10 protein-coding genes are annotated in these 14,656 nt (G+C 72.0%); 4 read left to right on the forward strand and 6 right to left on the reverse strand.

Annotated features, from left to right (window positions below):
• Positions 1 to 7 precede the first annotated feature (7 nt).
• Both ACXJ3V_RS14840 and hemE read right to left on the reverse strand, forming a co-directional pair.
• Positions 8 to 1,276 (reverse strand): protoporphyrinogen/coproporphyrinogen oxidase, encoded by a 1,269-nt coding sequence (locus tag ACXJ3V_RS14840; RefSeq protein ID WP_457101099.1) that lies wholly within the window; start codon positions 1,274 to 1,276, stop codon positions 8 to 10.
• On the reverse strand, positions 1,266 to 2,336 hold the full coding sequence (gene hemE / locus ACXJ3V_RS14845) for a uroporphyrinogen decarboxylase (protein ID WP_457101100.1): 1,071 nt from the start codon (positions 2,334 to 2,336) through the stop codon (positions 1,266 to 1,268). Before hemE ends, ACXJ3V_RS14840 begins: the two co-directional genes overlap by 11 nt.
• Before the next feature lie 23 nt (positions 2,337 to 2,359).
• On the opposite strand from hemE, the gene ACXJ3V_RS14850 reads away from it, so the two are divergent.
• Positions 2,360 to 3,592 (forward strand): glutamyl-tRNA reductase, encoded by a 1,233-nt coding sequence (locus ACXJ3V_RS14850; RefSeq protein ID WP_457101101.1) that lies wholly within the window; start codon positions 2,360 to 2,362, stop codon positions 3,590 to 3,592.
• Between the two features lie 64 nt (positions 3,593 to 3,656).
• On the opposite strand, the gene ACXJ3V_RS14855 is transcribed toward ACXJ3V_RS14850, so the two are convergent.
• Genes ACXJ3V_RS14855 through ACXJ3V_RS14865 form a run of 3 tightly spaced genes read right to left on the reverse strand, consistent with a single transcriptional unit; the run spans position 3,657 to position 6,861 of the window.
• Positions 3,657 to 5,495: a thioredoxin domain-containing protein gene (locus ACXJ3V_RS14855; RefSeq protein ID WP_457101102.1), complete on the reverse strand. Its 1,839-nt coding sequence runs from the start codon at positions 5,493 to 5,495 to the stop codon at positions 3,657 to 3,659.
• A gap of 11 nt (positions 5,496 to 5,506) precedes the next feature.
• Positions 5,507 to 6,343 carry an aldo/keto reductase gene (locus ACXJ3V_RS14860; RefSeq protein WP_457101103.1) on the reverse strand — a complete coding sequence of 279 codons (837 nt, stop codon included), beginning with the start codon at positions 6,341 to 6,343 and terminating at the stop codon, positions 5,507 to 5,509.
• Between the two features lie 17 nt (positions 6,344 to 6,360).
• Positions 6,361 to 6,861 carry a GyrI-like domain-containing protein gene (locus ACXJ3V_RS14865; RefSeq protein ID WP_457101104.1) on the reverse strand — a complete coding sequence of 167 codons (501 nt, stop codon included), beginning with the start codon at positions 6,859 to 6,861 and terminating at the stop codon, positions 6,361 to 6,363.
• An 80-nt stretch (positions 6,862 to 6,941) separates the two neighbouring features.
• Here ACXJ3V_RS14865 and hrpA point away from each other — a divergent pair, with 80 nt between their 5' ends.
• The 3 genes from hrpA (at position 6,942) to ACXJ3V_RS14880 (ending at position 13,334) form a co-directional block, all read left to right on the forward strand.
• Entirely contained in the window at positions 6,942 to 10,844 is a 3,903-nt protein-coding gene (gene hrpA, locus ACXJ3V_RS14870; protein WP_457101105.1) for an ATP-dependent RNA helicase HrpA, read from the forward strand.
• 78 nt (positions 10,845 to 10,922) lie between these two features.
• Positions 10,923 to 11,864, forward strand: coding sequence for a quinone oxidoreductase family protein (locus ACXJ3V_RS14875; protein ID WP_457101106.1), 942 nt, complete (start codon positions 10,923 to 10,925; stop codon positions 11,862 to 11,864).
• Positions 11,865 to 11,933: 69 nt separating this feature from the next.
• A complete protein-coding gene (locus tag ACXJ3V_RS14880) occupies positions 11,934 to 13,334 on the forward strand; it encodes an O-acetylhomoserine aminocarboxypropyltransferase/cysteine synthase family protein (RefSeq protein WP_457101107.1) in 1,401 nt (466 codons plus the stop codon).
• Positions 13,335 to 13,402: 68 nt separating this feature from the next.
• Here the strand turns inward: ACXJ3V_RS14880 and mmsB are convergent, their stop codons facing one another.
• The gene (mmsB, locus tag ACXJ3V_RS14885; protein ID WP_457101108.1) at positions 13,403 to 14,635 is read right to left on the reverse strand and encodes a multiple monosaccharide ABC transporter permease; all 1,233 of its coding nucleotides are present in this window, start codon (positions 14,633 to 14,635) and stop codon (positions 13,403 to 13,405) included.
• Positions 14,636 to 14,656: the final 21 nt, after the last annotated feature.

Raw genomic sequence — 14,656 nt, forward strand, 5'->3', positions numbered from 1 at the left:
ACTATCCTCATCCCTCACGGCGAAGGCCGCCAATCGCGGGCGAACCCGCCAGGTCGCGCGCCAGGCGCTCCGCCTGCGCGACGACCGCGGCGAGCCCCGTTCCGGCGGCGGTCTCGCCGACGCTCGGCAGCGTGGCCGCCGCCGCCGCACCGGAGCGTTCCCACGTGGCGAACGTCGCGTCGTCGACGCGGTCGATGACGGTGCCCATCAGGATGCCGGCGTCCGCCGTGGCGGTTGCGACCGGGTCGATCGGGGCGATGTCGTATGAGAGACGCAGCGCGTGGCGGCCGGGGAGCGCCTCCGCCGCCCAGGTCCATTTCGCAGTCAGGTGCGTGAGCGCGCGGGCGCGGACGCCGGGCGCGCCCGGCGCCACGAGGACGCCGGTGCCCCGTGGCGCGCCATCGAGCGCCGGCGCGTCCACGACGAGGGTCACGAGGGTCACGGTCCGGCCGGCGGGATGGCGGCGCGGCGGGCACGCCCACACGACGACGCCGTCACGGCGCCGGCCTTCGACCACGACACCGGCGGGCTCGGCGCGCTCGACGCGGGCACCGCGCTCGATCGCGACGCCGAGGCGCTCGCAGTCCGCCACGAGGGCGTCGACAAGGCGGAACATCCCGCCGCGGATCCCGCCGACCTGGGAGCCGGCCGGTGCGGCCGCGCGCAGGGCGAGCACGGCGGCCGCGAGCGATCCCTTCGCGCGCAGCTCGGCGCGCAGGCGCGGTGCGGCGCGGTCCAGAGCAAGCCCATCGGGTTCGACGGAGTGGACGCCGCGCACGACGGGAGCGACGAGGCCGTCCACGACGGCGCGTCCCATCCTGCGCCGGACGAGCTCGCCCAGTGACGAGGCATCCGCTCCCACCCATCCGGGGAGCAGCGCATCCCACGAGGCCCGGCGGGCACCGGCCGCGCCGATCGCGCGGACGACGTCGGCCGCACCAGGATCGCCAGGGATGCCGAGCAGACCCGTCGCCGGGAGCGGCACCGCCGTGCCGTCGGCGCGGTGCAGCCACGCCGGGTCGGACCGGGGCTGCACGATGTCGGCGCCGAGGCCGAGCTCGGTGAGGAGGCGAGCCACGGTGCCGTCGCGGGTCGCGAACGACTCCGCCGCGGCATCCAGGTCCACTCCCCCGACGCGCTGCCGCGCGACCTGGCCGCCCAGCGTGCCGGACTGCTCGAGCACGGTCACCCGGCGACCTTCGAGGGCGAGCCGGCGCGCGGCGACGAGGCCCGCGACGCCGCCGCCGACAACGAGGACCCCTGGGTCAGAGACCATGGACGAACTCGACGATGCGGGTGAGGACCACAGGATCGGTGTCCGGCGGCACGCCATGACCCAGGTTCACGATGTGCGCCGGGGCGGCCTTCCCGCTCTCAACGACCTCGCGGATGTGCGCCTCGAGCACGGGCCACGGCGCCGTCAGGAGCGCGGGATCGATGTTGCCCTGCAGCGGGTGGGCGCCGCCGAGCCGCTCGTTGGCCTGTTCGAGCGGCATCCGCCAGTCCACCCCGACGACCTCCGCGCCGATCCCCGGCAGCAGGTCGAGCATCTCGCCCATGCCGAGACCGAAGTGGATGCGGGGAGCCTCCAGCCCGCGCAGGGCGGAGAACGCGCGGCGGGAGTGGGGGGCGACCCGGCGCTGGTAGTCCGCGCGGGACAGCGAGCCGGCCCAGGAGTCGAAGAGCTGCACCACGCTCGCGCCGGCCTCGACCTGGGCGCGCAGGAACGCGCCGGTGACGTCGGCGCACCAGTTGAGCAGGGCCGCCCACGTGTGCGGGTCGCTGCGCATCAGGGCGCGCGAGCGCAGCTGTTCGCGCGAGGGACCGCCCTCGATGAGGTAGCTCGCGAGCGTGTACGGGGCGCCGCCGAAGCCGACGAGCGGGGTCGTGCCGAGTTCGGCGACGACGAGCGCCACCGCCTCGCGGATCGGCGCGAGCGCCTCCGGCTCCATCGGCCGCAGCTTCAGGACATCCGCGGCGGTACGCACCGGCTCATCGAGCACCGGGCCGCGCCCAGGCACGATCCGCACCGGGACCCCCGCCAGCAGCACCGGGATGACGATGTCGCTGAAGAACACCGCCGCGTCCACACCATGCCGGCGCACCGGCTGGAGCGTGATCTCGGCCGCAAGGGCGGGGTCGAGGCAGGCGTCGAGCATCTCGGTGCCCACCCGGCTCGCCCGGTATTCCGGGAGGGACCTGCCGGCCTGCCGCATGAACCAGATCGGCAGGACATCGGGTCGATCACCCCGCGCGGCGCGGACGAGCGGCGCCGAGGCGGTGCGGCCATCGAGCAGGGGATGGGCCTTGGGCAGGGCGCTGACGGAGAGTGACACCCCTCCAGGCTAGACTCGCCTCCGTGCTGTTCTGCCTGACGGCCAACCACCGGAACACCGACTTCGACGTCCTCGACCGCATTTCGAGGGCCTCGGAGTCCACCGGCGCCGACATCGTCGCCGCGCATGGATTCGTGCGCGGTGCCGTCGTGGTATCCACCTGCAACCGCTTCGAGACCTACCTCGAACTCGACGAACCGCTCACCGGCGGCGTCGCGCTCGCCCGCGAAGCCGTGCTGGAGACGCTCGCCACAACGGTGGGAGCGGATGCCGAGGCCCTGCGCTCCTCCGCGGTCGCACTCTGCGGCGATGAGGTGGTCCGCCACCTGTTCGCGGTCAGCTCTGGCCTGGAGTCGATGGTCGTCGGCGAAGAGGAGATCAGCGGTCAGGTGCAGCGCTCCCTTAGCGGCGCCCGCACGGCCGGCACCACCAGCACAGAGCTCGAGCAGGCTTTCCAGCGCGCCGCCCGGGCCACCCGCGACGTGCGGGCCAAGGCCGATCTCGCCAAGGAGGGTCGTTCGCTCGCCCGCCTCGCGCTGGACCTCGCCGAGTCGCGCTTCACGGATTGGGCCGCGACCCCGGTGCTCCTCGTGGGCACCGGCCGGTACGCCGCCACGACGATCGCCGCGCTGCGCGCTCGCGGTGCCACCGACATCCGGGTGTACTCCGCGACAGGCCGCGCCGACGCCTTCGCCACGAAGTACGGCGTGCGCGCAGAGCACGAGCTGTCCGCCGCGATGGCCGCCGTCGAGCTCGTCGTCACGTGCACCGCGCGCTACGTGCTCACCCCCGCGGACTTCGGCGACGCCCGGCCGCGGCTTGTGATCGACCTGGGTCTGCCTCGCAACGTCGACCCCGCCGTCAGAGGGATCGCCGGCGTGGAGCTCCTCGACCTGGAGCTCATCGGCCGGCACGCCTCGCTCGCCGAACTCGGCGCCGGGGCGCATGAACTGGTCGGCTCAGCGGCAGCGACGTTCCACGCGGAGCGAGCCGCCGCACCCGCGATCGTGGCGCTGCGCGCCCACGTCCAGGCGACGCTCGAGGCCGAACTCGCTCGACTCGGCGCCGACGACCATCGCGCGGCGACCGCCCTGCGCCACTTCGCCGGGGTGCTCTCGCACGGGCCGACGGTGCGTGCGCGCGAGTTCGCGGCCGAAGGCCGCCTCAGCGAATACGAGCGGGCGCTGGAGATCGTGTTCGGTGTCGAGGTGGGCGCGCCGCTCGCGGCCGTCGACGAGGACCGCGCCGCGGGCTGAGACGGCGTTTCGTTTCGCTTAGTCGCGGTTCCTGAGCTTGTCGAAGGGCGCTCAACGACCGGGGTCAGAGTTCCCTGGGGTCGGTGACCGGCAGGCGGCAGGCGAAGTCGCGGCAGTCGTAGGCCGTCGCTCTCCCATCGCGCTCTGTCTTCTCGTCGAAAAGCGTGAAGCCGGCTGCCGACCACGCCTCGGCCTGCGCCGGTGTGACGATCGCCACGACGTCGGCATCCAGCGCGCGGGCCGCGACCGCGAGCGGGTCATCCGGGTCGCCCGTCAGCACGACGACCTGACGTGGCGCGAACGCGAGCAGCGCGGCGACCCGCAGCAGGGCGCTGTGTGCGAGCGGTTCGGCCAGCGCTGCGGCCGAGTGCGCGGCGACCAGCCCCTCCGCGAGCGCCAGGTGCTCGTCGCCGGCGCCGAGCACCCACAGTGCGACGGACGCCCCGGCGAGCGCGGCGACCCCGGAGGGCTCGTCGCCGTCGGATGCGGCATCCGGTGCCTGCAGGCCCTGGGCGGCGAGCACGGGGTCTGCTCCGGCGGGCGCCCGCACGACGCCATCGGTCGAGAGGCACGCGGCGACGAGTTCGCGGGCGCGCTGCGCGTAGCCGGGGTCACCGGTGGCCACGGCCAGCGCGACGAGCCCCCCGGCGAGCTGCCCGTGATCGGCGACCGTCGCCGGCGCCGGCGACCGGATGCCGTCGAGCGAGGCGCGCACCAGCAGCCCGTCCGGGCGGGTGTTCGCGGCGAGCACGGCTTCGGCCGCCGCCCGCGCGCCGTCGATCCAATCCGGCTCGCCGAGCCGCGCGCCCGCGCGCGCCAGGGCGCCGATCGCAAGGCCGTTCCAGCCGGTCACCACCTTGCCGTCGACCGCCGGGCGCTCGAGGTCGCGCCGTGCCGCGGCATCCCGTGCGTAGTACCCGCCCTCGCTGCGAGCACCGTCGATCCACGATTCCGAGTCCTGCGCGGCGCCGAAGCCACCGCCCGGCTGCCGCAGCACGTCGAGCAGGAATGCGGCGACGCCCCGCGCCGTGTCGGCGTCGCCGGCATCGACCGCCACCTCGAGCAGCTGCGCGTTGTCGGTGAGCATGCGCTCGAAGTGCGGCACTGTCCAGTCGCGGCGCGTGGCGTACCGAAAGAACCCGCCTTCGACCGGATCGCGCAGCTCGGACGACGCCATCCCGGCGAGCGCCCGGTCTGCCACGACGGATGCCTCCTCCGCCCGCTCGCGCACGGCCCGGGTCTGCAGCAACCGCAGCGCCGTCGCGACCGGGAACTTCGGCGCGTTCGGATCGCCGCCCCAGAAGCCGCCGTGCTCGGGGTCTTCCCGGGCGGCCAGGGTCCGCGCCGCGGCGGCGAGGGCATCCGCGTCGGGGACCGTGCCGCCGGCAGCCGTCGAGCCGGCGCGCACGTCGGCGAGCGCCCCGGCGATCGCGGCGGCAGTGCCTTCGGCGGCGTCGCGTCGGGTGGACCAGGCTTCGCGCACCGCGTCGAGGATCTGCCCGAACGACGGCGACTCAGCCCGCGGTACCGGCGGAAAGTAGGTGCCGGCGAAGAAGGGTCCGCCGTCGGGGGTGGCGAACACGCTCAGCGGCCAGCCGAGATGCGGGGTGAACGCCGCGGCGGCGGCCATGTACGCGCCATCCACCTCCGGGTGCTCCTCGCGGTCGACCTTGATCGCCACGAAGTCCTGGTTCAGGCGCGCGGCGAGCGCGGCATCCTGGAACGACTCCCGCGCCATCACATGGCACCAGTGGCAGGTCGAATAGCCGATCGACACGAACACCGGCACGTCGCGCCGGCGCGCCTCGGCGAAGGCCTCCTCGCCCCACGGATACCACTCGACGGGGTTGTCGGCGTGGGCCCGCAGGTAGGGGCTCGCGGAGGCGGCCAGGCGCGGGTTCACGGCATTCCCGGTCAGTTGACCTCGTCGGGGTGCGCGCTGACGCGACCCGAGCCGTCGCCGGCGTCGAGCGTGTCGATCGCGGCGACCTGGGCGGCGCTCAGTTCGAAGTCGAAGATGTCGAGGTTCTCCTCGAGCCGTTCGCGCCGCACCGACTTCGGGAACACGATGTTGCCGTGCTGGACGTGCCAGCGCAGCACGACCTGCGCGGGTGTCTTGCCGTGGGCGACTGCCGCGGCCGCGACCGGCTGCGTGCCGAACAGGTCGTACTTGCCCTGGCCGAGCGGTCCCCACGCCTCGATCTTCACGCCGTGCGCGGCGGCCCAGTCGGTGATCTCACGCTGCTGATGGGCCGGGTGCAGCTCGATCTGGTCGACGGCCGGGGTCACACCGGTCGCGGCGACGATCTTCTCCAGGTGCGGCACGAGGAAGTTCGACACTCCGATGCTGCGCGCGAGCCCGGCATCCCGCAGCTCGATGAGCTTCTCCCAGGCATGCAGGTAGTTGTCGCGGGCCGGGGTCGGCCAGTGGACGAGGTAGAGGTCGACCTGGTCGAGACCGAGCTTGTCGAGGCTCTCCGCGAGTCCGGCGGCGGGTTCGTCGCCGTCGTGGCGGTCATTCCACAGCTTCGTCGTGACGAACAGGTCGCCACGGGCGAGGCCGCTCGCTGCGATCGCGGCGCCGACGCCCGTCTCGTTGCCGTAGATCGCCGCGGTATCGATGTGGCGGTAGCCGACCTCGAGCGCCTCGGCAACCGCGCGTTCGGTGTCCTCCGCCGGCACGCGGAACACTCCGTAGCCGAGCTGAGGGATGAGGTGGCCGTCGTTGAGCTGCACTACGGGGATCGTCATCCCTCCAGCCTAGGAGTTCACTCGATGCGCGCGACCGGCCACTGCAGCTCGGTCACCCACTCCTCCTGCGGCAGCGGCTCGGAGACGAGATACACCTCGCGGCACGCCCCCGCGAAGCCATAGCCGTTCTGCTCGATCCATTCGTCGAGCGCCATCCACGACTCCCCGATCCGCGCCATGACCCCGTGGTGGATGAGCGTCGCGGCGAGCGGCACGGCGTCAAGCGTGACCTCCGTGAACTCACCCGCACGATCGCCGGGTTCGGCGGGGAACCCGACATGGACAGCTACCGATCCGCTCTCCGACTCCATATCGGTGCCCTCGCCGGTGTAGTAGATCGTCGATGGATCGCGCAGGGGAATACCGGCGGACTGGAGGGCGGGGATCAGGAGGTCGTACAGCGGACCGATCACCGGGCCGATGTTCTCCGGCCCGAACCCGGGCGCGGAGCCGACGACTTCGTGCAGGCTCACAGCGGGAAGGGCCTTCAGCCGCACGGCTGCGCTCGCAGCGGACATGGGGACTTCTCCTTCCAGGGCGGGCCGGCGCCGGTCCATGGTTTACATGATCCTCCTCATGCTCGGTACGATCGAAGGCTATGCCCGCGCCCGAACCCGTGATCTCCTACCCGCCGGAGCTGCCCGTCAGCGCCGCCCGGGACGAGATCGCGCGCGCCATCCGCGACCACCAGGTGGTGATCGTCGCGGGCGCCACCGGATCGGGCAAGACGACCCAGCTGCCGAAGATCTGCCTCGAGCTCGGCCGCACGAACATCGCGCACACGCAGCCGCGCCGGATCGCCGCTCGCTCGATCGCCGAACGCATCGCCGAGGAGCTCGAGGTGCCACTGGGATCGACGGTCGGCTACAAGGTGCGCTTCACCGACAAGGTGACCGCCGACACCCGCGTCGCGCTGATGACCGACGGCATCCTGCTCAACGAGATCCACCGCGATCGCCTGCTCCGCCGCTATGACACGATCATCGTCGACGAAGCCCACGAGCGTTCGCTGAACGTCGACTTCCTGCTGGGTTATCTCACCCGGATGCTCCCTCAGCGTCCCGACCTCAAGGTGATCATCACGTCGGCGACGATCGATCCGGAGAGCTTCGCGAAGCACTTCGCGGATGCCGCGGGCAACCCCGCCCCGATCATCGAGGTGTCCGGCCGCACCTATCCCGTCGAGATCCGGTATCGCCCGCCGATGACCGAGCAGGCGAGCGAGAAGAAAGGAGCCGCGGAGCCCGACGACGTCGACGCGATCGTGACGGCCTTGCGCGAACTCGATCGCGAGCCCGCCGGCGACGTGCTCGTCTTCCTTCCAGGGGAGGCCGAGATCCGCGACGCGATGGACGCCGTCCGGGGCGCGTACGCGAAGGATGCCGCGCCCACCGAGGTGCTCCCCCTCTACGGGCGACTGAGCTCGGCTGAGCAGCATCGGGTGTTCGAGCGGTCGCAGGTCGCGGGCGTCCGCCGCCGCGTCATCCTTGCGACGAACGTCGCCGAGACGAGCCTGACCGTGCCAGGCATCCGGTACGTCATCGACACCGGCACGGCGCGCATCTCGCGCTACAGCAACCGCAGCAAGATCCAGCGCCTGCCGATCGAGGCGATCTCGCAGGCGTCGGCGCAGCAGCGCGCGGGGCGAGCGGGGCGCACCGCCCCGGGCATCGCGATCCGGCTGTATGCCGAGGAGGACTTCGACCGACGCTCCGAATTCACCGAGCCGGAGATCCTGCGCACGAGCCTGGCCGCCGTCATCCTGCAGATGCTCGCACTCGGGTTCGGCGACGTCACGTCGTTCCCGTTCCTCACGCCCCCCGACTCACGCGGGGTCAAAGCCGCGTTCGACCTTCTCCTGGAGATCGGCGCGGTCGAGACCGGCGCACCCCGCCTCACCGATCTCGGCCGCAAGATCTCGCGGCTGCCGATCGACCCGCGGTTCGCCCGCATGCTCATCGAGGCAGAGCGCACCGGCGTGCTGCCTGATGTGCTCGCGATCGTCGCCGGACTGTCGATTCCGGATGTTCGCGAGCGCCCCGAGGAGCGCCGCGAGGAGGCCGACCGCCTGCACGCCCGGTTCACCGACCCCACCAGCGACTTCCTCTCGCTGCTCAATCTGTGGAACCACCTGCAGGAGCAGCAGACCGCGCTCGGCTCCAGTGCGTTCCGCCGCCTGTGCCGGGCCGAGCATCTGAACTACGTGCGCGTGCGGGAGTGGGCCGACGTGCACCGCCAGCTCGGCAGCCTCGTCGGCCGCAGGCGCACAGAAGCTGCCGACGGTCCCGCAGCGGATCCGGACGCCATCCACAAGGCGATCCTCTCCGGCCTGCTCTCGCACATCGGGATCATCGACGAGCGCACGACCACCACCCGTGGCCGGCCCGAGGCCCAGACCCGTAAGCCGGCTCAGGCCAGTCGCGACTACCTCGGCGCCCGCGGGGCCCGCTTCGCGATCTTCCCCGGCTCCGGACTGCGCAAGAAGCCGCCCACCGCGGTCATGGCGGCCGAGCTGGTCGAGACCAGCCGCCTGTTCGCCCGCACGGTCGCGGCGATCGACCCGGAGTGGGCGGAGCCGCTGGCCGGAGACCTCGCCAAGCGCCGGATGAGCGAGCCGCACTGGTCGAAGAGCTCAGGCGCGGCCGCCGCGTACGAGAAGGTGACCCTGTTCGGCGTCGACATCGTCCCTCGGCGCCGCGTCCAGCTCGCCCGCGTCGACCGTCCGCTCGCCCGGGAGCTGTTCCTGCGTCACGCGCTCGTGGAGGGCGACTGGGACTCCTCGTATCTGGACAAGCGCCTCACCGCCTTCGAGAGACGCAACTTCGAGCTGCGCCGCCGGCTGGAGAAAGTCGAGGAGCGTGAGCGTCGGCGCGACATCCTGGTCGGCGACGAGGCGGTGTACTCCTTCTACGACGCCCGCATCCCGCAGGACGTGTTCGACGCGCGCTCGTTCGAGACGTGGTGGCTGGATGCTCAGGCGCGCACGCCGCGCCTGCTCGACATGGCCGAAGCCGACCTCGTCGAGGGTGCGTCGCGCGGCGACGAGCGCGACTTCCCCGCCCGCTGGCTGCAGGACGATCAGGTGCTCTCCCTCGCCTACCGCTTCGAGCCGGGAGCGCCGGACGACGGTGTCACCGCGATCGTGCCGCTCGCCCTGCTGGCCCAGCTGCGCACGGACGGCTTCGACTGGCAGGTGCCCGGGATGCGCGACGAGCTCATCGCCGGGCTCATCCGATCGCTGCCTAAGGCGATCCGCCGTCACGTCGTGCCTGCCGCGGACTGGGCGGCCCGCTTCGCCGGGGAACTCGACGGACAGGGGCCGGAATCGCACGCCGGCCGCCCACCCGCCACGCTGCGCGATGCCCTCGCGGCGCGCATCCAGCGCATCGCCAACAGCCCGGTCGCCGCGGCGGACTTCGACCTCGACCGCGTGCCGCCGCACCTGCGGATCTCGTTCCGCGCTGTGGATGAGCGCGGCCGCGCCGTCGGCTCGGACCGCGACCTCGCCGTCCTCCAGCAGACGCTCGCCGATCGCGCCAGAGCCTCTGTGGCCCGCTCGCTCACGAAGGCCGAGGCCCCGACAACGCGCCCCGCCCCGCGCCAGGGCCCTACGCCACCCTCCCACCAGGGCTTCGCCGAGCAGTCCGGCCTGACCGACTGGACCTTCGGCGACCTCCCCGCGGTCGTCGACACCCGGGTCGCGGGCGGCGTCGTCCGCGGCTACCCGGCCCTCATCGACGAGGGAGCCTCGGCGGCACTGCGGATCGAGGCGACCCCCGAGGCCGCGGCATCCGCCACCAGCGCCGGCGTCCGCCGGCTTCTGCTCCTCGCCGTCCCGTCGCCGTCGGCGTACGTGCTCGATCACCTGACCTCGAACGAGAAGCTCGCGCTCGCGGCCTCGCCCTACCCTTCGGCGAAGGCCCTCGTCGAAGATGCCCGCGCAGCGGTCGCGGATGCCGTCATCGCGCGCACCGTCCCGACCGGCGAGGTGCGCGCACGCGCCGAATTCGACCGCGTGCGCGACGCCCTCTCCGCTGCCGTGGTCGATGAGCTCTTCCAGGCGGTGTCGCTGAGCGCACGCATCCTCACCGCCGCGAGAGACGTCGAGCGCACGCTGCGCGGGCAGAACTCGCTCACGCTCCTGGGCGCGCTGAACGACGTCAAGGGCCAGCTCGCCGGCCTCGTCTTCCCGGGCTTCGTCGGGCGCACCGGGCTCGCCCGGCTCGCCCACGTGCCGCGCTACCTCAGCGCCGCCGGCGCGCGTCTCGCCGCCCTCGCGGACAATCCCGGTCGCGATCGGCAGCGGATGACGGAGTTCGAGCGGGCGGCCGCCCTCTTCGCCGAGGCCGGCGGCGTCGTGCCCGTCGCGACGGACGCTCCCCCGCATCTCGTTCAGGCTCGCTGGCTGCTCGAGGAGTACCGGGTGAGCCTGTTCGCGCAGACCCTCGGCACCGCCGAGGCGGTCTCGCTCCCCCGCATCCAAAAGGCGCTGCGCCCCTGAGCGCAGCCCTCACCCTGGTTGGGCGAGATCTGCCGTCACGTCGGGAATGCCCGCCCGTCGCGGCCAGTTGCGCCCTGCATGGCTGATGCGATCGTTTACACAGAGTTCGGCGGACCCGAGGTCCTGACCCTTTCCCAGATCCCCATTCCCGTTCCCGGAGCGGGCGAGATCGCCCTCCGGGTAGAGGCCGCAGGCGTCAATCCGATCGACTGGAAGCTACGCAGCGGCCTCCGCCCGAGCGGCCCGATCGTCGAGCCCCGTGGAGTCGGGTCGGACGCCGCCGGCGTCGTGACCGCACTGGGCGACGACGTCGAGGGCTTCCGCGTGGGCGATCCGGTGGTCGTCGTCGGCGCGCAGGGCGCGTATGCCAGCGACATCGTCGTTCCCGCCGCCAAGGCGCACCCGCGGCCCCCGCAGGTCACGGCCGCGCAGGGCGCCGCCGTCGGCGTCCCGGCAGGCACCGCCTACCAGTCGCTGCGTTCCCTCGCCGTGGGCGCGGGAGACACCCTGCTCGTGCACGGCGGGTCGGGCGCGGTCGGCCAGGCCGCGATTCAGTTCGCGGTGCTCTGGGGCGCTACCGTCATCGCCACCGCCTCCCCGCGGCGCTTCGACCGCGTGCGCGCCCTCGGGGCGACCCCCGTCGATTACGGCGACGGCCTCGAAGACCGCGTCCGCGCCGCCGCCCCGCAGGGGGTGACCGTGATCCTCGACGCGGCAGGCACCGACGACGCGCTCGCCGCCTCGGTTCGTCTCCTCGACGACAAGTCCAGGATCGCGACGATCGTGCGCGGACGGGATGCCGCGGGCCTCGGCATCCGTGCGTTCGCGGGCGGCAGCCCTGAACCCCTCACCGCGCAGCAGCTGACGTGGCGCGCCGAGGCGATCCCGGTGACGCTCGCGCTCATCGCGGCAGGCCGGTTCACGATCGAGCTCGGGCCGACGGTGCCGCTCGCGGACGCGCCCGAGGCGCACCGCCTCGTGCAGGAAGGCGTCGACGGCAAGGTCGTGCTCGCTCCCTGATCGCCCCGGGAGAAACACTGCGACACAGCGATTTGCCGCAATCCCAGGGGGGCATGGAACGATGTCGGGATGACCGATTCGTCCACCCCGCCCGCCGACGTCGACGGCGAGGCATCCGCCCCCCTGGGATTCGCCACGCTGCAGGTGCAGGCGGGGTACCGGGCGGGGGTGCCGCAGAACACGGCGATCCCGCCGATCTACCAGTCGAACGCGTATGAGTTCGCCTCGCTGGCAGACGCCCGCGACGTGTTCGCGCTCACCAAGCTCGGCAACGTCTACAGCCGAAACGCCAACCCGACCCAGCTCGTGTTCGAGGAGCGTCTGGCGCTGCTCGAAGGCGGCCGCGCCGCGGTGGCCGTCGCCTCCGGCCAGGCCGCCACGGCGGGCGCGATCCTCGCGCTGGCATCACGGGGTCACCACGTGGTCGCCGCCAAGCAGCTCTACGGCGGCACGGTCGACCTGGTCGCCGACTCGCTCGCCGACTTCGGCATCGATGTCACGTTCGTCGACCAGGACGACGTCGAATGTTGGCGCGCCGCCGCGCGGCCGGAGACGCGCCTGTTCTTCGCCGAGTCGATCACCAATCCGCTCGCCACTGTGCTCGACATCCGCGCGATCGCCGACGTCGCCCATGAGGTCGGCGTGCCGCTCGTCATCGACAACACCGTGGCGACGCCGTACCTGCTGCGTCCGGGCGACTTCGGCGCGGACATCGTGGTGCACTCGGCGACGAAGTACATCGGCGGTCACGGCACGGCCCTGGGCGGCGTGATCGTCGACATCGGCTCGTTCGACTTCGGCGCCGATCCCGCCCGCTGGCCGCAGTTCACGGCGCCCTACCCGCGCTTCGGCGACCTCGTGCTCTGGGAGCGGTTCGGTGCGGAGGGCCTCGCCCTCGCGGTGTACCTCAAGACGAAGTTCGTCCACGACTTCGGGCCCACTCTCTCGGCGTGGGGCTCCTTCCAGTTCCTGCAGGGCCTTGAGACCCTGGATCTGCGGATGCGCCGGCACAGCGATTCCGCGCTCGCGGTCGCGCAGTTCCTCGAGGCCCACCCCGCCGTCGCCCGCGTGCATCACCCCGGCCTGGAGTCCAGCCCGTGGCATGCGAACGCGGTACGGTACCTGCCCCGTGGCACGTCGGCCGTGTTCTCGTTCGACCTCGCCTCATCGGGTGACGCCGACCTCGACTGGGTCCGCGTCCAGCAGGTCGTCGACGGCCTCGAGGTGGTCAAGCTCGTGGCCAACATCGGCGACGCGCGCAGCCTGGTCAACCACCCCGCGTCGATGACGCACAGCCACCTCAATGCGGAGCAGCTCGCCGATGCGGGCATCGCCCCCACCACAATCCGCCTGTCGATCGGGTTGGAGGAGACTGCCGATGTGATCGCCGACCTGGCGCGTTCGCTGGATGTCGCGTTCGCGGCGCACCCCGGTGCGGCGCTCTCCGAACAGCTCTCGTCCGCGGACTGAGCCGAGCCGGTGCAACGAGAAACGCCCCGCCGATTGGCGGGGCGTTTCTCGTAGGTCGTCAGCGAGACTTAGTTGCCCGAGCGCCGCTTGTTGTAGACGTCGAAGGCGACGGCGAGGAGCAGGACGAGGCCCTTGACGGCCTGCTGCCACTCGATGCCGATGCCCATGATCGACATGCCGTTGTTCAGGACACCGATGATCAGACCACCGATGATCGCGCCGCCGATCGTGCCGACACCGCCCTGGACCGCCGCGCCGCCGATGAAGGCCGCCGAGATCGCCTCGAGCTCGAAGCCGTCGCCGGCCTTCGGGCCCGCGAGGTTCAGTCGCGCGGTGAAGATCAGACCGGCCAGAGCCGCCAGCGTGCCCATGTTCACGAACAGCCAGAAGTCCACCCGGCGGGTCTTGATGCCGGAGAGCTCCGCTGCGTGACGGTTGCCGCCGATCGCGTAGATGTGACGGCCGAACACGGTCCGGTTCATCACGATGCCGTAGACCAGCACGAGGATGGCCAGGATGACCAGCGTCACGGGGATGCCCTTGTAGGACGCGAGCGCCCAGGCGAACCAGCCGATGACGAGGGCGATCAGCACGAGCTTGGTGATGAACCACGTGAGCGGCTCGACCTCCTGGCCGTACTTGCTGCGGCCGGAGCGCGTGCGCACCTGCTGAATCACGAACGCCGCGATCGCGAGGCCTCCGATGGCCAGCGTGAACAGGTCGGGGTCGGTGTCGGCGCCGAAGACGTTCGAGATGAAGCCGTTGCCGAGGGCGCGGTACTCGGTCGGGAACGAGCCGATGTTCGCGTTCTGGAGCACGACCAGCGCGAGGCCGCGGAAGATCAGCATGCCCGCGAGGGTCACGATGAAGGCGGGGATCCCGACGAAGGCGACCCAGAAGCCCTGCCATGCGCCGACGAGCGCGCCGATGATGAGCGACAGGATCACCGACAGCCACCAGGGCAGGCCCCACGTGACCGCGAAGACGCCGGAGCAGGCGCCGACGAAGGCCGCGACCGATCCGACCGACAGGTCGATGTGGCCCGCGATGATGACCATCACCATGCCGATGGCCAGAACGAGGATGTAGCCGTTCTGGACGATCAGGTTGGAGATGTTCTGCGGCCGCAGCAGGATGCCGTCGGTCAGGATCGCGAACAGCGCGACGACCGCGATGAGCGCGATGAAGATGCCGTTCTTGCCCAGATCGGCGAGGACGTGGCTCAGCCAGTTGGTGAACTTGTTCTCGGTCGGGTTGATGTTCGCGCCGACCGCGGTGTTGGTGGGGATGTTGTCGGACATGTTCGTGTTCTCCTGGCGCGC

The sequence above is a fragment of the Microbacterium sp. P5_E9 genome (genome assembly GCF_054049175.1).

What these genes read in the sequence shown, in the direction of transcription:
- ACXJ3V_RS14875 (WP_457101106.1), top strand. Translation starts at nt 10,923, where the DNA reads ATGGCTGATGCGATCGTTTACACAGAGTTCGGCGGACCCGAGGTCCTG.
- mmsB (WP_457101108.1), bottom strand. Translation starts at nt 14,635, where the DNA reads ATGTCCGACAACATCCCCACCAACACCGCGGTCGGCGCGAACATCAAC.
- ACXJ3V_RS14865 (WP_457101104.1), bottom strand. Translation starts at nt 6,861, where the DNA reads ATGTCCGCTGCGAGCGCAGCCGTGCGGCTGAAGGCCCTTCCCGCTGTG.
- ACXJ3V_RS14840 (WP_457101099.1), bottom strand. Translation starts at nt 1,276, where the DNA reads ATGGTCTCTGACCCAGGGGTCCTCGTTGTCGGCGGCGGCGTCGCGGGC.
- ACXJ3V_RS14860 (WP_457101103.1), bottom strand. Translation starts at nt 6,343, where the DNA reads ATGACGATCCCCGTAGTGCAGCTCAACGACGGCCACCTCATCCCTCAG.
- ACXJ3V_RS14880 (WP_457101107.1), top strand. Translation starts at nt 11,934, where the DNA reads ATGACCGATTCGTCCACCCCGCCCGCCGACGTCGACGGCGAGGCATCC.
- hrpA (WP_457101105.1), top strand. Translation starts at nt 6,942, where the DNA reads ATGCCCGCGCCCGAACCCGTGATCTCCTACCCGCCGGAGCTGCCCGTC.